Source organism: Rhodococcus sp. P4_C10 (assembly GCF_056402135.1).
Window position 1 is genome coordinate 49,922 of the sequence record NZ_JBFUHZ010000011.1, and the last position, 24,184, is coordinate 74,105.

At 70.8% G+C, this 24,184-nt stretch carries 18 protein-coding genes; 6 read left to right on the forward strand and 12 right to left on the reverse strand.

Features of this window, described 5'->3' with window-relative positions; all coding sequences use genetic code 11:
• The first annotated feature begins 1 nt into the window (after position 1).
• Positions 2-1,270, forward strand: a complete 1,269-nt coding sequence (locus tag AC1DWC_RS10175; RefSeq protein WP_477907674.1) for a class I SAM-dependent RNA methyltransferase — start codon at positions 2-4, stop codon at positions 1,268-1,270.
• 76 nt (positions 1,271-1,346) lie between these two features.
• On the opposite strand, the gene AC1DWC_RS10180 is transcribed toward AC1DWC_RS10175, so the two are convergent.
• On the reverse strand, positions 1,347-2,318 hold the full coding sequence (locus AC1DWC_RS10180; protein WP_477907676.1) for an esterase/lipase family protein: 972 nt from the start codon (positions 2,316-2,318) through the stop codon (positions 1,347-1,349).
• 196 nt (positions 2,319-2,514) lie between these two features.
• Here AC1DWC_RS10180 and AC1DWC_RS10185 point away from each other — a divergent pair, with 196 nt between their 5' ends.
• Together AC1DWC_RS10185 and AC1DWC_RS10190 are read left to right on the forward strand one after the other, a co-directional pair.
• Positions 2,515-3,006 carry a MarR family winged helix-turn-helix transcriptional regulator gene (locus tag AC1DWC_RS10185; RefSeq protein WP_477907678.1) on the forward strand — a complete coding sequence of 164 codons (492 nt, stop codon included), beginning with the start codon at positions 2,515-2,517 and terminating at the stop codon, positions 3,004-3,006.
• Positions 3,007-3,059: 53 nt separating this feature from the next.
• Positions 3,060-4,589: an MDR family MFS transporter gene (locus AC1DWC_RS10190; RefSeq protein WP_477907890.1), complete on the forward strand. Its 1,530-nt coding sequence runs from the start codon at positions 3,060-3,062 to the stop codon at positions 4,587-4,589.
• Between the two features lie 74 nt (positions 4,590-4,663).
• Here AC1DWC_RS10190 and AC1DWC_RS10195 read toward each other — a convergent pair whose 3' ends face one another.
• The 4 genes from AC1DWC_RS10195 to glsA are packed head-to-tail and all read right to left on the reverse strand — an operon-like array spanning position 4,664 to position 9,050.
• Positions 4,664-5,302 (reverse strand): SIMPL domain-containing protein, encoded by a 639-nt coding sequence (locus AC1DWC_RS10195; RefSeq protein WP_477907680.1) that lies wholly within the window; start codon positions 5,300-5,302, stop codon positions 4,664-4,666.
• A complete protein-coding gene (locus AC1DWC_RS10200) occupies positions 5,299-6,135 on the reverse strand; it encodes an ABC transporter permease (RefSeq protein WP_477907682.1) in 837 nt (278 codons plus the stop codon). Before AC1DWC_RS10200 ends, AC1DWC_RS10195 begins: the two co-directional genes overlap by 4 nt.
• Positions 6,132-7,145, reverse strand: a complete 1,014-nt coding sequence (locus tag AC1DWC_RS10205; RefSeq protein WP_477907684.1) for an ATP-binding cassette domain-containing protein — start codon at positions 7,143-7,145, stop codon at positions 6,132-6,134. Before AC1DWC_RS10205 ends, AC1DWC_RS10200 begins: the two co-directional genes overlap by 4 nt.
• Before the next feature lie 54 nt (positions 7,146-7,199).
• Complete coding sequence (gene glsA / locus AC1DWC_RS10210) at positions 7,200-9,050, reverse strand: glutaminase A (protein WP_477907686.1); 1,851 nt, start codon at positions 9,048-9,050, stop codon at positions 7,200-7,202.
• Between the two features lie 182 nt (positions 9,051-9,232).
• On the opposite strand from glsA, the gene dxs reads away from it, so the two are divergent.
• Both dxs and AC1DWC_RS10220 read left to right on the forward strand, forming a co-directional pair.
• A complete protein-coding gene (gene dxs / locus AC1DWC_RS10215; protein WP_477907688.1) occupies positions 9,233-11,167 on the forward strand; it encodes a 1-deoxy-D-xylulose-5-phosphate synthase in 1,935 nt (644 codons plus the stop codon).
• Positions 11,168-11,313: 146 nt separating this feature from the next.
• A complete protein-coding gene (locus AC1DWC_RS10220; protein ID WP_477907690.1) occupies positions 11,314-12,978 on the forward strand; it encodes an amidase in 1,665 nt (554 codons plus the stop codon).
• A 12-nt stretch (positions 12,979-12,990) separates the two neighbouring features.
• Here AC1DWC_RS10220 and AC1DWC_RS10225 read toward each other — a convergent pair whose 3' ends face one another.
• The 6 genes from AC1DWC_RS10225 to AC1DWC_RS10250 form a co-directional block, all read right to left on the reverse strand.
• Positions 12,991-14,436, reverse strand: coding sequence for a sugar porter family MFS transporter (locus AC1DWC_RS10225; RefSeq protein WP_477907892.1), 1,446 nt, complete (start codon positions 14,434-14,436; stop codon positions 12,991-12,993).
• Positions 14,437-14,568: 132 nt separating this feature from the next.
• Positions 14,569-15,576: an iron-siderophore ABC transporter substrate-binding protein gene (locus AC1DWC_RS10230; RefSeq protein WP_477907692.1), complete on the reverse strand. Its 1,008-nt coding sequence runs from the start codon at positions 15,574-15,576 to the stop codon at positions 14,569-14,571.
• Positions 15,577-15,676: 100 nt separating this feature from the next.
• On the reverse strand, positions 15,677-16,750 hold the full coding sequence (locus tag AC1DWC_RS10235; RefSeq protein WP_477844029.1) for an alpha/beta hydrolase: 1,074 nt from the start codon (positions 16,748-16,750) through the stop codon (positions 15,677-15,679).
• A 282-nt stretch (positions 16,751-17,032) separates the two neighbouring features.
• Complete coding sequence (locus tag AC1DWC_RS10240) at positions 17,033-19,138, reverse strand: 3-hydroxyacyl-CoA dehydrogenase NAD-binding domain-containing protein (RefSeq protein ID WP_477907694.1); 2,106 nt, start codon at positions 19,136-19,138, stop codon at positions 17,033-17,035.
• Entirely contained in the window at positions 19,138-20,355 is a 1,218-nt protein-coding gene (locus AC1DWC_RS10245) for a thiolase family protein (protein WP_072843949.1), read from the reverse strand. Before AC1DWC_RS10245 ends, AC1DWC_RS10240 begins: the two co-directional genes overlap by 1 nt.
• Before the next feature lie 130 nt (positions 20,356-20,485).
• Positions 20,486-21,739: an HRDC domain-containing protein gene (locus tag AC1DWC_RS10250; protein ID WP_477907696.1), complete on the reverse strand. Its 1,254-nt coding sequence runs from the start codon at positions 21,737-21,739 to the stop codon at positions 20,486-20,488.
• A 154-nt stretch (positions 21,740-21,893) separates the two neighbouring features.
• Between AC1DWC_RS10250 and AC1DWC_RS10255 the strand changes: the two genes are divergently transcribed.
• Positions 21,894-22,781 (forward strand): alpha/beta fold hydrolase, encoded by an 888-nt coding sequence (locus tag AC1DWC_RS10255; protein ID WP_477907698.1) that lies wholly within the window; start codon positions 21,894-21,896, stop codon positions 22,779-22,781.
• Here the strand turns inward: AC1DWC_RS10255 and AC1DWC_RS10260 are convergent.
• On the reverse strand, positions 22,726-24,150 hold the full coding sequence (locus tag AC1DWC_RS10260; protein WP_477907700.1) for a WS/DGAT/MGAT family O-acyltransferase: 1,425 nt from the start codon (positions 24,148-24,150) through the stop codon (positions 22,726-22,728). The two genes, AC1DWC_RS10255 and AC1DWC_RS10260, sit on opposite strands and share 56 nt — an antisense overlap.
• Positions 24,151-24,184: the final 34 nt, after the last annotated feature.

A 24,184-nucleotide genomic window follows, 5' to 3' on the forward strand; every position in this document is an offset into this window, starting at 1 on the left:
GATGAGCGAGAACTGGTTCGGGCTGGAATTCGATCTGCGCCTGGGCAATCCGGGGCACGGCGGGTTCTGCGTCGCCCGTCACGAGGGACGGGTGGTGTTCGTCCGGCACGGGCTGCCGGGCGAACTGGTCCGGGCCCGGGTCACCGAGGACCGCGGCGGTTCGTTCTGCCGGGCCGACGCCGTCGAGGTGCTCGAGGCCTCCGCGGACCGGGTGGCGCCGCTGTGCCCGATCTCCGGGCCGGGCGGCGCGGGCTGCTGCGACTACTCGCACGCGACGCCGGCCGCCGGTCGGTCGATGAAGGCCGCGGTGGTCGCCGAGCAGCTACGCCGGTTGGCGGGCCTGGAGTGGGACGTCGAGGTCGAGGAGCTGCCCGGCACGGGCGACGGCACCGGCTGGCGCACCCGGGTCCGGCTGGCCGTCGACGGACAGGGGGCGGCCGGTTTCCACGGGTACCGCAGCAGCGCGGTTGTCACCGAACTGGCGTGCCCGCAGGCGGTGGCGGGGGCGTTCGACGGGCTCGCGGAGCAGAGCTGGCGCCCCGGCGGCGAACTGCAGGTCACCGTCGACGCGGACGGCACGCGGCACGTGGTGGAGATCGAGCCGGCCCGGATCTCGCAGACCGGCAGGCGCAGTCCCGGCCGCCGCGGCGCCATGGCGCGGCGGGCGGCCTCGGCGCGGCCCCGCCGCGAGCGGGTGGCCTTCGGCACCGGCCGCGCGGTGGAGCGGGKGGGGGAGAGGACCTGGGAGCTGTCCGCGACCGGGTTCTGGCAGGCGCACCGCGGCGCCGCCGCCGCCTACTCGGACGCGGTGGGGCAGTGGTCGGGTCTGACCCCCGGGGACACCGCCTGGGACCTTTACGGCGGGGTCGGTGTGTTCGCCGCGGAACTGGCGAGCCGGGTCGGCGAGCGGGGCCTGGTGATGTCGGTGGAGTCCGGCCGCGGCGCGGTCGAGGACGGCAGGCGCGCGCTCGGCGACCTGGGCCAGGTGCAGTTGCGGGCGGATCGGGTCGAAACCGTGGTCGGCGAGTTGCCCGGTCCGGTCCGGACGGTGGTGCTGGACCCGCCGCGGGCGGGTGCGGGCCGCGAGGTGGTCGAGGCGGTCGCCGCGGCGGGCGCGGAGCGGGTGGTACACATCGGCTGCGACTCGGCAGCGTTCGGCCGCGACGTGGGGTTGTACCTGGCGCAGGGCTACCGGCTCGAGCGGGTGCGGGCGTTCGACGCCTTCCCGCTCACCCATCATGTGGAGTGCTTGGCGCTGTTGACGAGGTAGGGCACCGGTTGCGGGTACGGTGCCGGCCGGCCCGGGAGGCGCGGGCCGGCACCGTCTCCTCAGAGGGACGCTGTGGTCAGCCGCTGAACGGGGGCACGAACATGCACGGCACCTCGCGTGGGTGCGCCGGGTCCAGGGCATTGAGCGTCATGTAGGCCGCGCGCCTGGATCCCGCGATCGCCGCGTGCTCGGAGTAGTCCTGCGAGCACGTGTCCTGCACCACGATGTTTGTCACGTTGTACCCGGGCGGGCCCGGGACCTGGCCCTGTTCGAGCCGGATGGCCTCGTCGTAGCGGGTGGAGATGTTGGTGTAGTTCACGCCCTCGACGTAGGGGGTGCCGCCGGCGTTGACCTTCTTGACCACCTCGGATTCGGCCGTCATCTCGCCGCACGCCTGGCACACGGGTACCGAGGACTCCGGCACGCCCAGTCGCTTCGCGAGCGCGGGGAGTCCGTCCGCACCGAGGGTGGTGAGGCCGCGCCACGGGGGAGCGATGGAGACGTAGTTGGTGATGGTCCCCTCGCCGCCCAGTTGCTTGAGGTAGTAGGTCGGGATGATCGTGCCCTGCGAGTGGCCGACGACATCCACCGTCTGTGCACCGGTCGACGAGCGGATCCGGTCGACGAAGGTCTTGAACTGGGCGGCGCTCTCACCGATCGGACCCATCCCGCCGATCGCCGAGATCGGCCACGGCGCACCGGGAATGGCGCCGTAGGTCAGGGCGAACACGCAGAAGCCGGCGTTCTTGAGCATCGGGACGTATGCGCCCCAGTTGGTCTGCTGCGAACCTCCGGTGCCGTGCACCAGTACCACCGGCCGTGGATGCTCCGCCGACGGCTTGCACGAGAAGTCGTTCGATCCGGGCAGCGACCCGCCGGGGTTGGTCAGCTCGTCCGGGATGCCCGCGAAGAAGTTGTAGTTCTCGGGCAGCGGCTGGGCCTGAGCGCCAGCTGCCCCGAACGGCAACACCAACGCGACCAGGGACAGCGCAAGGACGACAGCACGTGACGTACGTAACACAGAGCCTCCGAATGTTGTACGGGTCATCGAACCTAGCAACTGCTCGGTTCGTTGCCTAGTGCGCGATTGCCGGCGTCCGATCGGCGACGACACCGTTTCGCCGCCCGTCCCGCGCGCGGTGGGGCCGTGTCTGGTCCGTCACAGTCAATTGTGTGGGTAATGCAACCAATATATAGTTGCTTACTGCAAGCATCATTAATGGCTCTTTACCTTGAGGATTGAAATGTCGGTACACCCCGCCACCGCGGAGAACCTCGTCGAGGAGGTGTTCCTCTTCGGCCGGGTGCTGCGCAACGTCCTGCTCGCGGACGACGAGACCGGACTGCCCCCGGCGTTGCTGGGGGTTCTGCACTCGTTGGCCACCGGGGGACCGCGCCGGCAGGGCGACCTTGCCGCCGGCCTGTGCGTGAGCCAGTCGTCGCTGAGCAGGCAGATCGCCGACCTCTTCGACGCCGGCTTCGTCGAGCGCCGTCCCGATCCCGACGACGGCCGGGCCTGCCTGGTGCAGGCGTCGGAGTCGGGCCTGCGACTGCTCGAGGAAAACCGGGCGGACCGCACACGGCGGCTGACCGCACTGCTCGACTCGTGGAGCGAGGACGAGGCGGACACCGCGCTCGCGTCGCTGCGTCGGCTCAAGGACACCTTCGTCAACCCGACGGCACGGCAGACCGTGGCCGCCACCGAAACCGATTTCCGGGGGGACACACGCCCATGACAGTCACAGACAACACCGCGGCGCGGTCGGCGTCGCCGGGCGCCGCGCCGCTGATGACTCACCGTCAGATCCTCGAGGTCCTCGCCGGCCTGCTCGCCGCGCTGTTCACCGCGTTGATCAGTTCGACCATCGTCTCGACGGCCCTGCCGACGATCATCGGCGACCTCAACGGCAGCCAGACCCAGTACGCCTGGGTCATCACCACCTCGCTGCTGGCGACCGCCGCCTCGACTCCGATCTGGGGCAAGCTCGCCGACCTGTACAACAAGAAGTTGCTGGTCCAGAGCGCGATCGTGATCTTCGTGGTCGGTTCCGTGATCGCGGGCCTGTCCCACAATGTGCCGGTCCTGCTCGGCGCCCGGGTGATCCAGGGAATCGGCATGGGTGGCCTGACCGCGCTCGTCGTCGCGATCATCGGCACCATCATCCCGCCGCGTGAGCGTGGCCGGTACTCCGGCTACATGGGCGCCGTCATGGCCGTCGCCATGGCCGGCGGACCGGTCGCGGGCGGCGTCATCGCCGACGGCCTCGGCTGGCGCTGGTGCTTCTTCGTGTGCGTCCCGCTCGCCGTGATCGCGCTGTTCCTGCTGCACAAGACCCTGCACATCGAGACGGTGCGCAAGGACGGCGTGTCCATCGACTGGCTCGGCGCCACCCTGCTCACCGCCGGCGTTTCCGTGCTGCTGGTGTGGGTCTCCTTCGCCGGCAAGGCCGCCTACTACGACTGGATCTCCACCGAGTCGGTCCTGATGGTCGGCGCCGGCGTGGTGCTGCTCGTGCTGACGGTCCTCGTCGAGAGCCGCGCCAAGTCGCCGATCATCCCGCTGAAGATCGTCATGGAGCGCACCACCGCGCTGGCGATCATCTCCTCGGTCGCCGTCGGCGTCGGGCTCTTCGGCGCCACCACGTTCCTCGGTCAGTACTTCCAGACCGCCCGCGGGTACTCGCCCACCGAGGCCGGCCTGCTCACCATCCCGATGGTCCTCGGCATGCTCCTGGGCACCGTCGGCTCCGGCCAGCTGATCACCAAGTTCGGCAAGTGGAAGAGCTTCGTCGTGGCCGGCGCGGTGCTGCAGCTCGTCGGCTTCCTGATGCTGGGCACCGTCGACCACGAGACGCACATGTGGGTGATCGGGGCGATGATTGCGGTGCTGGGTCTGGGTACCGGCATGCTGATGCAGAACGTCGTGCTCGCGGTGCAGAACACCGTCAGCGTGCAGGACATCGGCGCGGCCAGCAGTGTGGTGGCGTTCTTCCGGACCTTCGGCGGCGCGATCGGCGTCTCGGTTCTCGGATCGGTCCTGGCCACCCGCGTCTCCGAACTGACCGCGACGGGCCTCGCGACGCTAGGCATCGACACCCACGGTCAGGGCGGCGGCAACCTGAACCTGGCGGTGCTCCCCGAGCCGGTGCAGGAGGTCGTCCGGATGTCCTACGGCGACGCCACCGGGCTGATCTTCCTGGTCTCGGCGGCGGTCTCGGTGATCACGGTGGTCGCGGTGGTCTTCCTGCCGAACAAGCCGCTGCGTACCACCATCGACCTCGAGCCGTCCGAGCTGGACGAGGAGTACGCGAAGGTCTAGATCCCCTCAGATCCGACGGAAGGCCCCGACGCCGGCGCGTCGGGGCCTTCCGCGTGTCGGAGAGGTCTGCGGCGTCAGGCCAGCGCCCAGCACACCCGGACCGAGGCGGCGACCGTGCTCTCGCCGCGCTCGACGGGCATCGAGGCGTCGGCGGCGGGGGCGGCCATCGCCCGCAGCATCGGCCGCGGCCCCGGCGCGTCGGGTGTCTCGGTCACCTCGAGCACCGCGCCGAGGGCGCGCCCGGACAGCCGCGCGTACTGCTCGGCCTTCGCGCGTGCGTCCGCGTAGGCGGCCTCGCGGGCCCGGGCGAGCAGGTCGGACTGGTCGGCGAAGCCCAGGTCGAGCCCGCCGAGCCGGACGTCGTCCCCGCCTGCGGCGACGCAGTCCGCGATCACCCGCCCCGGATCCGACAGGTCCCGGAGCGTGACCGACAGGGTGCTGCTCGCGAGGTAGCCGACCACCTTCTGGCCGTGGTTCTCCTGCCAGACGGTGTCGGCCTGCACCCCCAGGCCGGTGGTCGACAGGTCCGCGTCCGCGACGCCCGCGTCCCGCAGCGCCGCCGACACCGCGCGGGCCGCGACCCCGGCCCGCGCGAAGGCGCCCGCCACGTCCGGCCGCCGCACCTCCACCGTGACGGTCACCCGCATCAGGTCCGGCGTGGCCGACGCGGATCCCTGACCGAGCACGGTCACCGACGGCGTCTCCACGGTCACGACTTCCGGTTGTACAGCCGCATGGTGAGCGGTCCGAAGATCAGCATGAAGCCGGCGCACCAGCCGAACACCACCGCGATCTCGGCGATCTCGACGCTGCCCGCCATCAGGCCCCGGATGGCAGACACCAGGTGGGTGATCGGGTTGGCGTTGACGAAGGCCTGCAGCCAGCCCGGCATGGTCGCCGGGTCCACGAAGATGTTGCTGGCGAAGGTCAGCGGGAACAGGATCATCATCGACACGCCGATCACGGACTGCTCGCTGCGCATCACCATCGCGATCATCGTCCAGATCCAGGACATGCTGAACGAGAACAGCAGCAGCAGGAGCACGGCCGCGAGCACCCCGACCACGCCGCCCCCGGGCCGGAAGCCGAGGACGAGGCCGAGCAGCAGCACGATCGTCGACGCGATCGTGTACCGGACGACGTCCCCGAAGAGCGCGCCGACCAGTGGGGCCGGACGCCAGATCGGCAGCGACCGGAACCGGTCGAAGACACCCGCCGAGATGTCCTTGTTCAGGGTCAGCCCGGTGTACATGGTGATCATCACGACCGTCTGCACCAGGATCCCGGGCAGCAGGAACTGCAGGTAGTCGGCGGTGGAACCGGCCAGGGCGCCGCCGAACAGGTAGGTGAACATCAGCGTGAACATGATCGGGAACATGGTCACGTCGAACAGTTGCTCGGGCACGTGCTTGATCTTGAGCAGCGCCCGCCAGCCGAAGGACAGCGATGCCGACAACGCGCTGGGCCGGGCCGGTCGTGGACCGGTCAGCTGCAGGACGTCGCCCACCGCGGCCGCCGTGGGGCTCGCCACCGTCGTCGAGGTCATGATGCGGTCTCCTTCAGTGCGGTGGGGTCGTTCTCGGATGCGGGGCCGGACTCGGACTCGGACTCCGCGGGGTGGCCGGTCAGTGCCAGGAACACCTCGTCCAGGCTGGGCTGGCCGAGGGCGAACGTCGCGACCGCGATCCCGGCGTCGTCCAGCGCGGGCAGGGCCAGCGACACCCGCTTCGGGTCGCTGATCCGGGCGGTCAGCGCCGCCGGGTCGGACTCCGAGGTCACGTCGACCCCGAGCACGTCGGTCAGCAGCACCGCCGCGGCCGCCCGCTGGGACGGGTCCATGACCCGGACGTGCAACGCCCCGGATCCCACCGAGGCCTTGAGCTCGCCGGTGGTGCCCTCGGCGATCACCTTGCCGTGGTCGATCACCGCGATGCGGTCGGCGAGCTGGTCGGCCTCGTCGAGGTACTGGGTGGTCAGCAGGACGGTGGTGCCGCCGGCGACGAGCGCCCGGACGATCTCCCAGACCTGGTTGCGGCTGCGCGGGTCGAGCCCGGTGGTCGGTTCGTCGAGGAAGATCAGCTCGGGCGTGACGATGATGCTGGCGGCGATGTCGAGGCGCCGGCGCATACCGCCGGAGAAGGTCTTGACCTGGCGCGAGCCGGCCTCGCTCAGGTCGAACGCGGTGAGCAGCTGTTCGGAACGCGCCCGGGCCGCGGCCCGGGAGAAGCCGAACAGCCGGGCCAGCAGGAGCAGGTTCTCGGTGCCGGTCAGGTCCTCGTCGAGGGAGGCGAACTGGCCGGTGAGCGAGACCTTGCTGCGGACGGCGTCGGCCTCGCGGGCCACGTCGTGCCCGAGGACCCGGGCGGTGCCGCCGTCGATCTCCAGCAGGGTGGCGAGCATCCGGATGGTGGTGGTCTTGCCGGCCCCGTTGGGTCCGAGGACGCCGTACACGCCCCCGGTGGGGACCGCGAGGTCCACCCCGGCGACCGCGACGTTCGTCCCGAACCGCTTCACCAGTCCCTCGGTGTGGATGGCCAGTTCTCTCTGCGAGTGCATGGCGTTCACCTTGTCCGATCGGAGGAATGAACGGAAATGAATATTAGAGATTGTTCACATCGCGGGACCGCGCAGCGCGACGGACCGGACGGCGGCGTCGAGCTGCGCGTACGCGCCCGCCGCGAGACGCTCGAGCAGTGCCGACTTGAGTTGCGGCGCTTGCGCGGTCAGCGCCGCGAACGCCTCCGGTGTCAGCAGGGCCAGCGTCACCGCGGTGTCGGCCCGCATGTCGCCCAGGGCGGTGCCGCCGATCAGGGTCGTCATCTCGCCGAACGTCATGCCCGGCGAGAGCGAGGTGATCCGGTGGGTGCGGCCGTCCCCGCCGGGCAGCAGGTGGCTGACCTGGCCGGAGAGGATCAGGAAGATGCCGGCCGCCGGGTCGCCGCGATGCACGATCGTCTCGCCCCGGGCGACGGTGCGGCGCTCGAGGTCGCCGCTCACCCGGGCGAACTGGTCGTCGGTCAGCGCGGTCAGCAGCGGGTGCTCGGCCAGCGCGATGGACGCCGGGATCCGCTCGCCGGTGCAGTGCCGGTCGAGCAGGACGCCCTCGCACCACTCCAGCGCGACGTCGAGGTCCACGAACACCCGCCCCGCCGCGGCGCCGGACCCGAGCCGCGAGGCGGTGCGCCCGAGCCGCCCGTCCGGGTCGACGACCGCGGCCTGGCACCCGCGTTCGGCGAGTTCCGCGTGCTGGGTGTCGAGCATCCGGCGGGCCACCGCGCTCACGTCGTCGACCCGGCGCAGGTCCACCACCAGTGCCTCGAGGTCGGTGCCGCGCTCGGCGATCGCGCGGACCGCGGTCTCCGCGCCCGAGAACAGCAGGTCGCCGTGCAGTTCGTAGATCCGGGCCCGGTTCCCGTAGGTGGCCAGCGTGGACAGCTCGGCCCCGCTGCGCCGCTGCCGCGAGGGCACCTCGGAGACGGAGTAGCTGGTCCGGATGGCGGACCGGCCCGCCCGGGTGACGTGCATGAAGTGCAGTTCGAGGGTGCGCGAGAGCTCCCGGCAGGCCTGGACGCCGCGGACGCTGTTGCCGTGCGAGTCGAGCCGGGGGGAGTGCACCGCGATCCCGATCTGACCGGGCAGCACCGCCAGGACGCCGCCGCCGACCCCGCTCTTCGCGGGCAGGCCGACCTGCGTGATCCAGTCGCCGGCGGCGTCGTACATGCCGCAGGACGTCATGACGCTGAGGACCCGTTCCACCAGGTCCGGGGCCAGGGCCCGCTCCCGCGTCAGTGGGTTGACGCCGTTGTTCGCGAGCGTGGCCGCCATCAGGGCGAGGTCGCGGCAGGTGACGTTGATCGAGCACTGCCGGAAGTAGAGGTCCACGGCCTCGTCCGGGTCGCCGGAGACGATGTCGAAGGACCGCAGCATGTGCCCGATCGCCCGGTTTCGGTGTCCGGTTCGGGACTCCGAGGCGTACACGTCCTGGTTGAGTTCCAGGTCCCGGCCCGCGTAGAGGGAGTAGCAGCGCCGCAACCGTTCGAATCGCTCCGCCGGGTCCGCGCCCTGGATCAGCGACGCGGAGGTGATGGCGCCCGCGTTGATCATCGGGTTGCGGGGACGTTCGGTCACCGGGTCCAGGCTGATCTCGTTGAACGGCTCGCCCGACGGCTCGACGTCGATCTTCCGGGCGACGGCGTCGACGCCGTGGTCGGCGAGCGCGAGGCCGTAGGTGAGGGGCTTGGAGATCGACTGGATGGTGAACTCGGTGTCCGCGTTGCCCGCGCGGTAGACGTAGCCGTCGCTGGTGGCCACGCACAGCGAGAACTCGTCCGGTTCGACCGCGGCGAGTTCGGGGATGTAGTCGGCGAGTTCGCCCGCCCGGTTCTCCCGGCACAGCGTGTACACCTCGTGGATGATCCGGTCGACGACGTTGCCCGGCGAGGTGTCCTCGATGCGTCCCATGGCGATCAGCCTAGGGGTTTCGGCCTGTGAACTGACTCACGATTGCGGGCATAATGAGCTGGCAGCGTTGCTGTCCGGCGTGGCTGTCGGCACGCCTGGCGGTGGTGTGGGTATGAGGCTCCGTAGACTGGGCCGGTCCACCGACACGCGGTCGGCGGTGTTCCTCGGAGGGAGCGATCTCGTTGGGTGTCCTATCGCGAGTCCAGACGCCCGGCGATCTACGGGGGCTGAGCCTCGCCGAGATGCGTGAGTTAGCCGCTGAGGCGCGGGACTTCCTGGTCCACAAGGTCTCCGCCACGGGCGGTCATCTCGGTCCGAACCTCGGTGTCGTCGAGCTGACCCTCGCCGTGCACCGGATCTTCGACTCGCCGCGGGACGCGATCCTCTTCGACACCGGACACCAGGCCTACGTGCACAAGATGGTCACCGGCCGGATGGACCAGTTCGACACCCTGCGCAAGAAGGGCGGCCTGTCGGGCTACCCGTGTCGCGCCGAGAGCGATCACGACTGGGTGGAGTCCTCGCACGCGTCGGCGGCGCTGTCGTACGCGGACGGCCTGGCGAAGGCGTTCGAGCTGACCGGTCAGGACCGGCATGTCGTCGCGATCGTCGGCGACGGCGCGCTCACCGGCGGCATGTGCTGGGAGGCGCTCAACAACATCGCCGCCGGCAAGGACCGGTCGGTGGTCATCGTCGTCAACGACAACGGCCGCTCCTACGCCCCGACGATCGGCGGCCTCGCCGACCATCTCGCGGCGCTGCGGCTGCAGCCCGGCTACGAGAAGGTCCTCGACAACAGCCGCCGGATGGTCAAGAAGATGCCGTGGGTCGGCCGGGCGGCCTACCAGCTGCTGCACGGCATGAAGGCCGGCATCAAGGACATGGTGAGCCCGCAGGTGATGTTCACCGACCTGGGCGTCAAGTACCTCGGTCCGGTGGACGGCCACGACCAGGCGGCGCTCGAGTCGGCGCTGCGGCGGGCCAAGGACTTCGGCGGTCCGGTGATCGTGCACGCCGTGACCCGCAAGGGCATGGGCTACGCGCCCGCCGAGAACCACAAGGCCGACCAGATGCACGCGACCGGCGTGATCGACCCGCGCACCGGGCGTGCGACCACGGTGTCCGCGCCGGACTGGACGTCGGTGTTCTCCAGCGAGCTGATCGCGCAGGCCGAGCAGCGCGAGGACATCGTCGCGATCACCGCGGCCATGCCCGGTCCCACCGGCCTCGCCGCGTTCGGGGAGCGGTTCCCGGACCGGATGTTCGACGTCGGCATCGCCGAGCAGCACGCGATGACGTCCGCGGCGGGCCTGGCGCTGGGCGGCCTGCACCCGGTGGTCGCCGTCTACTCGACCTTCCTCAACCGTGCCTTCGACCAGGTGCTGATGGACGTCGCGCTGCTCGACCAGCCGGTGACCCTGGTCCTGGACCGGGCCGGCGTCACCGGCCCGGACGGTGCCAGCCACAACGGCATGTGGGACTTCTCGCTGCTGGGGATCGTGCCCAGGATGCGCGTCGCCGCACCGCGGGACGCGGCCACCCTGCGCGAGGAGCTCGGTGAGGCGCTCGCCGTCGACGACGGTCCCACCGCGCTGCGCTTCCCGAAGGGCGCTGTCGCCGAAGACATCCCGGCCGTGGAGCGGCTCGCCGACGGCGTCGACGTGCTGGCCCGGCCGGAAGGCGAGGGCGGTGACGTGCTGATCGTGGCGGTCGGTCCGTTCGCCACGGTGGCGCTCGAGACCGCGACGCGGCTCGGGCAGCAGGGCATCACCGCGACCGTCGTGGACCCGCGCTGGGTGCTGCCGGTGCCGGCGTCCGTGATCGAGTTGGGGGCGAAGTTCCGGTTGGTCGTCACGCTCGAGGACAGCGGCGTGCAGGGCGGGATCGGCGCGTCGGTGTCGGCGGCGTTGCGGGCGGCCGGCGTGGACACCCCGGCCCGCGATGCCGGCATCCCGCAGCGCTTCCTCGACCATGCCTCCCGCGACCAGATCCTGGCCGAGGTCGGGCTGACGGCTCAGGACCTGGCCCGTCAGATCACCGGCTGGGTGGCGGGGATGCACACGGACGAGCAGCAGGCCGAGTCTGGGCTGGGTACCGGCACGCCCGGCATCGGCTAGGGCCGGTCGCTCGGCAAGCTGCGGATCGGACCGGGAACCCACGTCCGATCCGGCCTACCCCGTCTCGAATCCCGGGATTCGACCTGCACTGAACGCTTGTCCAGGTATTCTCCGGTCGGTGATGACAGTTCAACTGGGAGCAGCCGATGCGCAAGGGTTTGTCACGTAGGACGTTCATCACCGGAGCGGGGGTCGGCGCTGCCGCGGTCGGACTGGGCGGCCGGGCGGCCGCGGGCGAGCGGATCCACCGACGCGAGCGCACGCTGCCGGACGTCGATTCGATCACCGTGACCGACCCCGCGCTGCTCAGCGCAGTCGAGGCGGCCAGCCTGCTGCAGGCGCGTAAGTTGCATCCGCGGGAGTTGCTGGAGGCGTGTCTCACCCGTAGCGCCGGACACGACGGCGACATCGGGTCTTGGGTGCGCATCTACCCCGAGGTCGCGCGCGAACAGGCCGAGCGCGCCGGGGCGAGGCTCTCCGCGGACGGGGTGCGTCGTGACGGCGCCGCACCGCTGGTGTGCGGTCTGCCCATCGCGCTCAAGGACCTGTTCGCGGTCAAGGGCCTGCCGCTGACCGCGTCGAGTCGTGTCCTGGAGGGCAACATCGCCGCGGGTGACTCGACCGTGTGGCGTCGTCTCGGTGAGTCGGGCATGGTCCTGTTGGGTCACGCGCACACCCACGAGTTTGCCCTCGGCGCCGGCACTCCGCAGACTGGGAATCCCTGGGACACGGCGGCGTCGGTCGGCGGGTCCTCGGGTGGTAGCGCAGCGGCGCTCGCGGCGAGATTCACCCCGCTGGCCGTGGGAACCGACACCGGTGGCTCCATCCGGTTCCCTGCGTCCGTCTGCGGTGTCACCTCGATCAAGCCGACGTTCGGCCGATGCAGCACCTACGGGGTGATCCCGTTGGCATGGAACCGTGACCACGTCGGCGCAATGGGGCGCAGCGTTGCCGACGCCGCACTGTTGCTCTCCCACATGGCGGGCCCGGACGCCAACGACGTCGTCACCGAGTTGGGGCCGGACGTCGGTGCCGACGGCTACCCACTCGTCGCCCGCGGCGGCCGGAAGCCCTTGGCGGGAAAGCGATTCGGCCTTCCCGCAACCGTGAGCGACGATCTGCCGGAGGCAACCGCCGCCCTGTTCGACGACTTCCTGGGGCTGGTGCGCGAACTCGGCGGCGAGATCGTCGATGTCACGATGCCCCCGCTGCCGAAGGGGCTGCTGCTTGGAGACCAGTTCGAGGCAGGGGCCTACCACCAGCAGTTCACGGACCGGGTCGGGTCCTACGACGCGGTGAACGCGGCGCAGGTCACCGCTGCCGTCGCGTCCCTCGCCGGGCCGGTCGCCGACCAGTTGAAGCTCAACCGCGAGCGCGCCACCTATCAGCGTGCCTACAACCGCCTGTTCGCCGAGGCGCGACTGGACGCGGTGCTGGTACCAGGCACCATCCACGACGGGATGCGGCGGGGCGGCGGCCCGGGACAGTACGTCAACGGCGCGGCGCAGTGGGCGAACCTCAGCGGCGCGCCCGTCGTCTGTACGCCGGCCGGTCGGTCCGCGGCCACCGGCATCCCCTTCGGGGTCCAGGTGGGCGGGCGCCCGTGGGACGAGGCGGGACTGGTCTCTCTTGTGCTCGAACTGCAGGAGGCACGGCCGTACTGGCGTGACGCGCCGGATCTCCCGGCCTCGCCGCGGGCGATCCCCGAAGCCGTTCGCACGACACCGGGCCCCGGTCCGGACCCGACCAACACCGACGCCGCGCCGCCGGCCCTGCGGTTCACGGTGTCGACAGCGACCGACCCCGTGTGAGTCGGTCCGGCGTCAGCCCGCCTGTTCGAGGGTGCGACCGCGGGTTTCGGTGACGAACCGGGACACCACGAACAGTGACACGATGGCCATCACGGCGTAGACGCCGTAGGTGAGCGAGAGGTTCCAGTCGGCCAGTGCCGGGAAGGTCGAGGAGACCAGGAAGTTCGCCACCCAGTTGGCGGCGGTGGCGATGCCGACCGCCGCCGCGCGCACCCGGTTGGGGAACATCTCGCTGATCAGCACCCACACCACCGGGCCCCACGAGAACGCGAAGAAGAAGACGAACGCGTTGGCCGCGACCAGTGCGACGGTCGCGTTGGTGCCTTCGAGGGTCGCGACGGACTCGCCGATGTCGTTGGTGGTCACCACCGCCGAGTGGAAGCAGACGGCGGCGGTCCCGAGCGAGAGTGCCATGCCGACGGAACCGATGAGCAGCAGCGGTTTACGGCCGATCCGGTCGATCACCGCGATCGCGACGAAGGTGCCGACGATGTTGACCATCGCGCTGACCACGCTGATGAACAGCGACCGGTCCTCGCCGAATCCGACGGCCTGCCACAGCGTGCTCGAGTAGTAGAAGATCACGTTGATGCCGACGAACTGCTGCAGCGCCGCGAGGGCCATGCCGATCCAGACCAGCGGTGCGACACCGAGCTTGCGGGAGAACAGTTCTCGCACAGTGGTCTTGGTCCGGTGCTCGCTGAGCGAGTTCCGGATCTCGTCCATCCGATGGGTCACCGCGTCGTGGTCGCCGCCCTCGAGCTCGGAGATGATGGCGCGGGCGTCGTCGTCGTGGCCCCGTGCGACCAGGTACCGGGGCGACTCCGGGATGGTGAACGTCATGATCAGGTAGAGCGCGGCCGGCACTGCCTCGAGCGCCAGCATCCACTGCCAGGCCTCGACGCCCGCGAGCATGCCCCGAGCGCCGCCGGCCGTCGACGAGAGGGCGTAGTTGACCAGCTGGGAGATGGCGATGCCCAGCACGATGGCGAGCTGGTACATCGACCCGAGGCGGCCGCGGATGGCGGCGGGGGAGATCTCCGCGATGTAGGCGGGGGCGATCACCGACGCGAAGCCGACCGCGACGCCGCCGAGGACCCGCCAGGCGGTGAGGTCGTAGACGGTGAACGGGAACGCGGACCCGATCGCCCCGACGATGAACATGACCGAGGCGAGCTGCATCACCCGGATGCGGCCGAGCCGGTCCGCCAGGGTGCCCGCGATCCAGGCGCCGAGCGCGGCGCCGAGCAGGGTCAGCGACACGGTCAGACCCGTGCCGCCCGCGCCGATGTCGTACTTGTCCCGGATGGCGCCCACCGCGCCGTTGATGACCGCGGTGTCGTAGCCGAAGAGGAAGCCGCCGAGCGCGGCGGCGGCGGAGAACATCACCGCGTGCGCGACGTCGGCCTTCGCCGCGCTCGATCCTGGTCCACCGAAGACTGTGTCGCTGGGTGACATCATCGGCCCCTTGGGCCCCGCGGTCGACGCCCCATTGCGTCGTACAACACCCGGGGACTGGATCGAACGCTACTGCGCGCTCGGTCCCGGTGCCCACATTTCAGCGCCCACTCCTCGGGAGCGCCGCGACGTTCAGCCGGCCCGGCGGGCGGCCGCGGCGAGCTGCGGGACGATCTTGTCCAGCACCCACGGGACGCTCAGGACACTCACGCTGCTCAGGCCGGAGATGACCTGTTCGTCACTCAGCACCACCGCCGAGCCCCGGCCGAAGGCCGAGAGCTGTGCGAGCGCGGGATCGGGTGCCGTACCGCCGGCCACGCCCACGAATCCGACGACCACGTCCGCGTCGATGTCGCGGAGGTTCTCGAGCGAGATCGACTTGAAGAAGTTGCCTGCCGGGTTGTCCTTGGCCAGCGCCTCGACTCCCGGTGCGTTGACGAAGCCCAGTTCGGTCAGCACCTGCACGCGGGGATCGGTGGGGAGGTACACGTTGGCCTCGCCCGCGGCGGTGTCGAGGTTGACCACGGCCAGGGTCTTGCCCGCGAACTCGGGGTGCGCCGCGGCGGTCTCCGACAGTGTCGCGTCGAGCCCGTCGATCAGGCCGCGGGCCTCCTCGGGCCTGCCGACCGCCCGGCCGACGAGGGTGGTCTGGTCCTGCCAGGTGGTCTGCCAGGCGCCGCCGGGGTAGGCGACGGTCGGTGCGAGTGCACTGAGCTTGTCGTAGTAGGCCTCGTCGAAGCCCTCGTACGGGGCGAGGATCGTGTCGGGCGCGAGGGCGGCGATCGCCTCGATCGACGGTTCGCCGGCCGGGGGGTCCTCGTACAGCGTGGTCTCGGTGGGGTCGAAGTACTTCTCCGTCCACGGCATGACGCCGGCCGGGGTGGCGCCGTAGCTGTACCTCGGCTGGCCGACGGGCGAGAGCCCGAGCGCGTAGAGCACGTCCTGCGCGTTCCAGCCCATGGTGACGAGCCGCTCGGGGGCACCGTCGATGGTGGTGGTGCCGAAGGTGTTGTCGATGCTCACGGGGAAGGAGCCGTCGGCGCCGGAGGCGGCACTGTCGGAGTTGCCGGTGTCGGCCGAGCAGCCGACCAGTGTGGCGAGGGCGAGGGCGGCGACACCGAGACGCAGAGGGAGCTTCACAAAGGGCAGCCTAACCTACTGTCGGCGGTGTGAGAAAACAGATCCGCGCCCCGGGCACAGGGCCGGGGGCGCGGATCCGTGGCGAACGCCGCTCGAAGTGTCAGCCGATGTTGGCGGACAGGTCGGGAATCATGCGGTTGACCTGGTCCTCCCAGTTCTTCCAGTTGTGCACGCCCGTGGCGGGGTAGTCGTAGTGGGCGTTGCCCCCTCCGATGGTGGCCATCCGGACCTCGAAGGCGCGGGTGTTGGCCAGCGCCAAGGCCTCCAACGGCATGCCCTGCACGATCTCCATCGCATTGGAGATGTCGCCCGGTCCGGGGACGGCGCTGCCCGAGGAGATCCACAGCCGGGTCTTGTTGGCCTTCAGCTTCGGCGCGAACACGAACGGGTCCATCCGCAGCCACTGCGGCCCCCACGGCGGCGCCATCGCGTCGATGTTGAAGCCGCCGGCGGAGATCATCGCGACCCGCAGGGCCTCACGCATGCCTGGTGCGGAGTTGTTGAGGAAGCCGGAGTACGAGCCGGCGAAGCTGAACTGCTGCGGGTAGTAGGCGGCCAGGGTCAGTGCGGCGCTGCCGCCCATCGACAGGCCGAACACGCCGTTGCGACTGCGGCTGAAGCCGAGCTCCGAGTGCAGCGCGTCCGGTAGCTGGCGGGTGAGGAACGTCTCCCACTTGTAGGTGTTCCGCTTTCCCGCCACCTCCTCCGAGGCGTCGGACGAGCCCAGCGCCGACGATCCGGCGGAACCCGAGGAAGCGGAACCCGACGATGCGGAGCCTTCGCCGCCGAAGTTGCTCGGCGCGTTCCAGTCCGCGTAGAAACTCGACTGGCCGCCGACCGGCATCACGACGTTGATGTTCGCGGCGGTCAGCCCTCTCGCGACATTGGTGTCGATCTCCCAGCCGTTCAGGTCGTCACGCGCCCGCATGCCGTCGAGCGCGTACACCACACGGTTGGTGTTGCCGTCCGCGGCGCGGAAGATCCGCGACTTGATCCCACCCATGTCGGAGTCGACCCAGAAGTCGAACCCGAAGTTCTTGTCGTAGGCGGCCGACGCGGTGCCCACGGGACCTGCTACCGACGCCCCGAGCGGCAGCAGGATCGCCATGGACACCAGCATCGACCGCTTGAGCAACGCGGTGGCTCTCCCGGCTCTCAGACGTCTGACTCGCATTCTGTCAGGCCTTTCGTAGTTGCGGCCATGCTCGGCCGCGGTACACGGACCCGTGCACCATATCGCGGCATCGGCGGCAGAAGCCGCGAAAAACGTAGTGGGGGAGGCAGATGTCCCGGATCGCCCTGTTCGCCCGGATCGCGGGGAACCGGCGGTATTCGCAGGTCACGGGCGTGCGGGCGCCCCGAGATGCGTGGGCGACGGTCGGATGTCACGAAACGGGCGCGGCGTGGGGAACCCCCCCCCCCGCCCCGCGCCCGTTTCTTGACGGATGTCCGCTGGCTAGACGCTCGCCACGCCCTCGGCGAGGAACCGCTTGCCGTTCACGGCCTCGGAGGTGCCGGTGCGGTCCAGGTACGGGGTGATGCCGCCATTCCAGAATCCGAACCCGCCGCCCAGGATCAGGCAGAGGTCGATGTCCTCGGCCGCCGCGACGACGCCCTCCTCGAGCATGATCGCGATCTCCTCGGCGAACGCGCGACGCGTCCGCTCGAGCACCTCCTCGGCGGTGGAGACCTTGTCGCCCTGCGGCCAGAGCGCGGCCACCTCGGGGTCGACGGCCTGGCCCTCGGGGCCCCAGGTCCACACGCCGGGCTTGCGCGCCTCGACGAGCGCCTCGAGGCCGGGGGAGGACTTGAATCGCTCCGGGTACGACGCCTGCAGCGTCTCGCCGGTGTGCAGCGCGACCGCCGGGCCGACGAGGGCGAGCAGGGTGAACGGGCTCATCGGCATGCCGAGCTCGGCGATCGCGTTGTCCGCGACGTCGAACGGGGTGCCCTCGTCCACCGCGGACATGACCTCGCCCAGGGTGCGGGTGACGAGCCGGTTGAACACGAAGCCCGCCTTGTCGCCGCACAGCACCGCGGACTTGCGCAGCGACTTGGCGGTGGCGAATGCCGTTGCCAGGGTCGCGTCGTCGGTCTTCTCGCCGCGGATGATCTCGAGCAGCGGCAGCACCGCGACCGGGTTGAAGAAGTGGAAGCCCACGACCCGCTCCGGGTGCTCGAGGTCGGAAGCCATCTCGGTGATCGACAGCGAGGAGGTGTTGGTCGCCAGGATGGTCTCGGGGGCGATGTGCTCCTCGAGCTCGGCGAACACCTTCTTCTTGACGTCCATGTTCTCGAAGACGGCCTCGATGACGAAGTCGGTCTTGGCGAACGCGGCCTTGTCCAGCGAACCGGAGACCAGGGCCTTGAGCCGGTTCGCGGCGTCGGGGGACAGCCGGCCCTTGCCGTGGAGCTTGTCGATCTCGGCGTGCACGTAGCCCACGCCCTTGTCGATGCGCTCCTGGTCTATGTCCGTGAGGATCACCGGCACCTTGAGCTGCTTGACGAACAGCAGCGCGAGCTGGCTGGCCATCAGGCCGGCACCGACGATGCCGACGCCGGAGACCTTGCGCGCCAACGACTTGTCCGGCGCGCCGGCGGGACGCTTGGCCCGCCTGTTCACCAGGTCGAAGGCGTACAGGCCGGCGCGCAGCTCGTCGGTCATGAGCAGGTCAGCGAGCGCCTCGTCCTCGGCCGCGAAGCCGGCGTCGAGGGACGCGGGGTCGGTGAGGTCCACGCCGCGCGCGAGCTCGAGCAGTGCGACCGTGCGCACCGCACCGGGCGCGTTGTTCTTGGTCTTGCCCTCGACGATGGCCTTGGCGCGGGCGATGGCCTCGTCCCAGCCGGCGCCGCGGTCGATCTCGGGGCGGGCGGGGGTGACGGTGCCCGCGAGAACCTGCGACGCCCAGGCGAGGGACTGCTCGACGAAGTCGGCGGAGCCGAGCACGACGTCGGCGATGCCGAGCTCGAGCGCCTTCTTCGAGTTGATGACCTTGCCGTTGTTGAGCGGGTTCTCGACGGCCACGGTGACGGCGTTCGACGGCCCGATCAGGTTGGGCAGCAACTGCGTTCCGCCCCAGCCGGGAACCAGGCCCAGCATCGCCTCGGGCAGGCCGAGGGCGCCGACGTTGTCGGCGAAGGTGCGGTAGTGGCAGTGCAGCCCCACCTCGAGGCCGCCGCCGAGGGCGACGCCGTTGACGAACGCGAAGGTGGGCACCGAGGACTCACGCAGGCGACGGAACACCTTGTGGCCCAGTCGTCCCAGTTCGAGGCCCTGCTCACGCGAGGTGATGGACGGCACGCCCTTGAGGTCCGCGCCCGCGGCGAAGATGAACGGCTTGCCGGTCACCGCGATGGCCGTCGGGTTCGCGGCGAACGCCTCGTCGATCGCCTTGTCGAAGGCGAGCAGGCCGGCGGGGCCGAAGGAGTTCGGCTTGGTGTGGTCGAAGCCGTTGTCGAGGGTGATCAGCGCGACCGGGCCCTCGATGCCGGGGACCGAGATGATCTTGGTGAACGCGTTCGTCACGACCTCGTCGGCGAAAGCGGTTGCGATGTCAGTCATTACGCGACTCCGGCTTCGTAATCGGCATGGTTCGGGTTCTCCCAGATGACGGTGCCGCCCATGCCGAGACCGATGCACATGGTGGTCAGGCCGTAGCGGACGTCCGGGTTCTGGGCGAACTGGTGCGAGAGCTGCGTCATCAGGCGGACTCCGGAGGACGCGAGCGGGTGGCCGCACGCGATGGCGCCGCCCCACTGGTTGACCCGCGGGTCGTCGTCGGCGATGCCGAAGTGCTCGAGGAAGGCGAGCACCTGCACGGCGAACGCCTCGTTGATCTCGAACAGGCCGATGTCCTCGATCTTCAGACCGGTGCGGGCCAGCAGCTTCTCGGTCGCGGGGACCGGGCCGATGCCCATGACGGCGGGGTCGACGCCCTGGTAGGCGAAGCCGACCATCCGCATGCCGACCGGCAGGCCGAGTTCGCGGGCGGTGTCCTCGCCGGCGAGGATCGCCGCGGTGGCACCGTCGTTGAGGCCGGCGGCGTTGCCGGCGGTGATCCGCCCGGCCGGGCGGAACGGGGTCTTGAGCTGGGCGAGGTCCTCGACCGTCGTGCCGGGGCGCGGCGGCTCGTCCTCGGTGGCCAGGCCCCAGCCCGCGGCGGAGCGGGTGGCGACGGGCACCAGGGTGTCGGCGATGAAGCCGGCCTTCCTGGCGGCCTCGTACTTGTTCTGCGACGCGACGGCGTAGGCGTCGGTGCGCTCCTTGGTGATGGTCGGGAACCGGTCGTGCAGGTTCTCGGCGGTGTTGCCCATCACCAGGGCGCTCGGGTCGACGAGCTTGTCGGCCAGGAACCGCGGGTTCGGGTCGGCGCCCTCGCCCATCGGGTGGCGGCCCATGTGCTCGACGCCGCCGGCGACGACCACGTCGTACTGGCCGAAGCCGATGCCGGACGCGGTGGTGGTGACGGCGGTCATCGCGCCGGCGCACATGCGGTCGATGGCGAAGCCCGGCACGGTCTCCGGCAGTCCGGCGAGGATCGCGGACGTGCGGCCGATGGTCAGGCCCTGGTCGCCGGTCTGGGTGGTGGCGGCGACGGCGACCTCGTCGATCCGCTCGGGCGGCAGCTGGGGGTTGCGGCGGAGCAGTTCGCGGATCGCCTTGACGACCAGGTCGTCGGCGCGAGTGTCGGCGTACATGCCCTTCGGTCCGGCCTTGCCGAACGGGGTACGGATGCCGTCGACGAAGACGACACTTCGCGGTGATGTGGATGCAGCCACGCTGGATTCCTCCTGGCGGGAGTGGAGCGGTCTGCCGAGCTTTGGCCCGGCAGACTCCACTCTAGCGCTAATTACCCGCCGGTAACATAGCGGCCGCCTCGGTCGCGGAAACCCGGCGCGACCGCCCCGCTCAGTCGGCCGTGGCCGTGGCGGTGGACAGGGCCGCGGCCAGCACCGGCACGGTGAGCTGGCGCTGCCACGGGCGCGCACCGCCCGCGACGAGGACGGCGTCCACCCGGGCCTCGGCCGCCTCGGCGGGTCCGGGGGTCCAGTCCCAGACCAGCCTGCGGACCAGGTCCGGCGTCAGCAGGTTCTCCACCGGCACCCGTACCCGCTCGCTGAGCTCGGTCATCGCGGCCCGCTCGGCGGTCAGTCGGTCGGCAGCCTCGGGGTTGCGGCGCTGCCACTTGCTCACCGGCGGCGGGCCGGTGAACGGCTGCGCGAGGGGCGGCAGTTCGTCGTCGGGCAGCGCCCGGGCCCGGTCGAGGGCCTGCAGCCAGGTGCGGGACATCCGGCGCTGACGGGGTCCGCCGAAGATCGGCAGGGCCCGCAGCGCGTCGACGGTCCTCGGGTCGGCGCCGGCGGCGTCGACGATCGCCTTGTCCGGCAGCACTCGTCCCGGGGCGATGTCGCGGGAGCTCGCCATCTCGTCGCGGGTGGTCCACAACTCGCGGACCGCGGCCAGTTGGCGCTGGGTCTTGAGCGAGTGGATCCCCGAGGTGCGGCGCCAGCGGTCCGGCTTGGGCTTCGGCGGACCGGCCAGCCGAATGTGCTCGAATTCCTGTGCGGCCCACTCGGTCTTGCCCTGCGACTCGAGTTCCGCGGCCATCGCCTCGTGCAGTTCCAGCAGCACCTCGACGTCGAGCGCGGCGTAGTTCAGCCAGGAGTCGGGCAGCGGCCTCGAGGACCAGTCGGCGGCGCCGTGGCCCTTCTGCAGGCCCAGTCCCAGGGTGCGTTCGACGATCGCGGCGAGCCCGACGCGCTCGAAGCCGGCCAGCCGGCCCGCGAGTTCGGTGTCGTAGAGCGCCGCGGGGCGCAGGCCCAGCTCGTCGAGGCCGGGCAGGTCCTGGTCGGCCGAGTGCAGGACCCACTCGAGGGGGTTGATCACGTCGGCGAGCGCGTCCATCGCGCCGGTCAGGGGGATCGGGTCGATCAGGATGGTGCCGGCGCCGGCGCGTCGGAACTGCAGCAGGTACGCGCGGGCCGAGTAGCGGAAGCCGGACGCGCGTTCCGCGTCGACGGCGAGGGGGCCGGTGCCGTCGGCGAGCGCTCGCACGGCGTCGGCGAGCAGTCGCGGGGAGTCGACGACGTCGGGCACTCCGTCGGCTGGGGCGAGGAGCGGCACCACGGTGCGCTCGGATTCCTGGTCGCTGGCCTCTGACATGACCGTGACCTTACGACCCGCGGCGGCCCCGGTCGCGCATCCGGTGCCCGACGCGGCCTGTCTCCGCGCTCCCGGAGATCCGTAATAAGGTAGAACGTAATTCGAACCCTGGCCGGTGTGACCGAAAGCCGGTGTGACCGAAAGGCAGTGGAGCGTGCTGACACTCGCGAACGTCGCCCCCGTCGGCGAACCACCGCCCGGCTCGATGGTGGATCTGCCGGGCCGCGGCAGTACGTACGTCACCGACACCGGTGCGCCCGGCGGCGGCGCGTCGCGGAGGCCGACGCTGGTCCTGCTGCACGCCCTGGCCTGCACCGGCGCGCTCACCTGGTACCCGGCGATCCCGCGGCTCGCGGAACGGTACCGGGTGGTGACCCTCGACCAGCGCTGGCACGGACGCGGCATCCGGTCCGAGCGGTTCACCCTCGAGGACTGCGCCGACGACGTCGCCGCGCTGGCCGACGCGCTCGGGCTCGAGCGCGTCGTGCCGGTCGGCTACTCGATGGGGACCCTCGTCGCCCAGCTGACCTGGCGCAGGCACCGGGACCGCGTGGCCGGCCTGGTGCTGTGCGCCGGGACCACCGGGTTCCGGCGTGCGCCCCGCGAACGGATCGCGCTCGACGCCCTGAACGCCTGGATGGGGACGCTCCGCCCCGGCGCCGGCCGCCCGCCCGGGCCGGAGCGGCCGGACGGGCGGGACCGTCCGGACGGGCAGGAGCGGCCGGACGGGCAGGACCGGGCCTGGGCGCTGCGTCAGTTCCGGTCCACCAGTGCGGGTGCGGTCGGGCGGGCCACCGCGGAGATCGGCAAGTTCGACTCCAGCGGGTGGATCGCCGACGTGGACGTGCCGACCGCCGTGGTGGTGACCGGGACCGACCTGGTCATCCCGGCGCGCAGGCAGCGCTGGATGGCCCGGCAGATCGACGGGGCGTCGACCTACGAGGTGGACGCCGGGCACGCCTCCTGTGTGCTCGAGTCCGAGACGTTCATTTCGGGTTTGCTGCCCGCGTGCGTTTCCGTGTCTTCGCGCGTGCGGCCTTGACCAGTTCCTCGAGCGCGGGGCCGAACGCGTCCGCGAGGTCCCACAGTTGGGGCGCGAGCTCCCGGCAGGACACCAGGCCCACATTGAGCTTGCCGTCCATCGACATCACGGTGACGTTGAGGCCGGCGCCGTGGAAGATCGGCCCGAGCGGGTACATCGCCGAGATCCGGGCGCCGAGGAAGTACAGCGGGACCGGTGGCCCCGGCACGTTGGAGACCACCAGGTTGTGCACCACGGGGTGGTGTTCGGCGAGCTTGAGGTTGGAGTAGACCCGCATCGCGCCACCGAACGCGGCGGGCGCGGCGAACTGGGACCAGTCCTGCAGCAGGCTGGCGCCGAGCGAGGCGTTGTGCGACTTGACCATCGTGTTGTGCACGTTGGTCTCGTTCAGTCGCTCGACGGGATCGGCGATCTGCGTGCCCAGCTGGGTGAACATCCCGGAGATCTGGTTGGTGCCGGGCCGGTCGGAGGTGTCGTGCACGGAGACCGGCACCATCGCCACCAGCGAGGAGTCGGGCAGCTCGTCGCGGTCGGCGAGGTAGCGGCGCAGCGCGCCCGCGACCGTGGCCATCACCACGTCGTTGACCTTGACCCCGAAGGCGTCCTTGACCAGCTTCACCTTGCCGAGGTCGAGCTGCGAGTAGGCGATGTTGCGGTGCCCTGTGATCGCGCCGTTGAGCGAGGTGCGCGGCGCGGTGAACGGCGCGGGCATGGCCTCGCCGCGGCGCGCCCGCCGGATCCACCTGGGCAGCAACGCCACCCCGCCCGGCAGCACCTTCGCCATCTTCAGGGGCCGGCCGGCGAAGCCGATCAGGCCGCTCACGGCCAGGTCCAGGGTGTTCGCCCGGCCCAGTTGGGGCTGGTCGGGGGCCGGCTCGGGCCGCGGCGCGTCCGGGGTGAGCCCGCACAGCTGCGCCATCATGCTCGCGCCGGTGACGCCGTCCACGTTGGCGTGGTGCATCTTCGACATGATCGCCACGGAGCCGTCGTCGAGGCCCTCGATCACCCACATCTCCCACAGCGGGATGGTCCGGTCCATCTGCTGGCTCGCGATGTGGCCGCAGAGGTCCGCGAGCTCCGCCCGGCCGCCGGGCGCGGGCACCGCGACCCGGTGCACGTGCCGGTCGATGTCGAACTGGGTGTCCTCCACCCACGCCGGGTGGTCGAGGTTCAGGGCCGAGTCGAAGAGCTTGCGACGGAAGCCGGGCATGGACCGCACCCGCGCCGTCAGCTCGGTCTTGAAGGCGGGGAAGTTGTAGCCGCCGGGGACGGTCGAGACGTCGAGGACGATCAGTCCGCAGACGTGGAGCAGCTGAGAGGGCGTTTCGAGGTAGAGGAACGTGGAATCCAGACCGCTTAGTCTCTCCATGGCGGTCATCGTAAAACCTGTTCTAGATTGAGGC

What these genes read in the sequence shown, in the direction of transcription:
- AC1DWC_RS10180 (WP_477907676.1), bottom strand. Translation starts at nt 2,318, where the DNA reads ATGACCCGTACAACATTCGGAGGCTCTGTGTTACGTACGTCACGTGCT.
- AC1DWC_RS10185 (WP_477907678.1), top strand. Translation starts at nt 2,515, where the DNA reads ATGTCGGTACACCCCGCCACCGCGGAGAACCTCGTCGAGGAGGTGTTC.
- AC1DWC_RS10190 (WP_477907890.1), top strand. Translation starts at nt 3,060, where the DNA reads ATGACTCACCGTCAGATCCTCGAGGTCCTCGCCGGCCTGCTCGCCGCG.
- AC1DWC_RS10200 (WP_477907682.1), bottom strand. Translation starts at nt 6,135, where the DNA reads ATGACCTCGACGACGGTGGCGAGCCCCACGGCGGCCGCGGTGGGCGAC.
- AC1DWC_RS10205 (WP_477907684.1), bottom strand. Translation starts at nt 7,145, where the DNA reads ATGCACTCGCAGAGAGAACTGGCCATCCACACCGAGGGACTGGTGAAG.
- glsA (WP_477907686.1), bottom strand. Translation starts at nt 9,050, where the DNA reads ATGGGACGCATCGAGGACACCTCGCCGGGCAACGTCGTCGACCGGATC.
- AC1DWC_RS10220 (WP_477907690.1), top strand. Translation starts at nt 11,314, where the DNA reads ATGCGCAAGGGTTTGTCACGTAGGACGTTCATCACCGGAGCGGGGGTC.
- AC1DWC_RS10225 (WP_477907892.1), bottom strand. Translation starts at nt 14,436, where the DNA reads ATGTCACCCAGCGACACAGTCTTCGGTGGACCAGGATCGAGCGCGGCG.
- AC1DWC_RS10235 (WP_477844029.1), bottom strand. Translation starts at nt 16,750, where the DNA reads ATGCGAGTCAGACGTCTGAGAGCCGGGAGAGCCACCGCGTTGCTCAAG.
- AC1DWC_RS10240 (WP_477907694.1), bottom strand. Translation starts at nt 19,138, where the DNA reads ATGACTGACATCGCAACCGCTTTCGCCGACGAGGTCGTGACGAACGCG.
- AC1DWC_RS10250 (WP_477907696.1), bottom strand. Translation starts at nt 21,739, where the DNA reads ATGTCAGAGGCCAGCGACCAGGAATCCGAGCGCACCGTGGTGCCGCTC.
- AC1DWC_RS10260 (WP_477907700.1), bottom strand. Translation starts at nt 24,150, where the DNA reads ATGGAGAGACTAAGCGGTCTGGATTCCACGTTCCTCTACCTCGAAACG.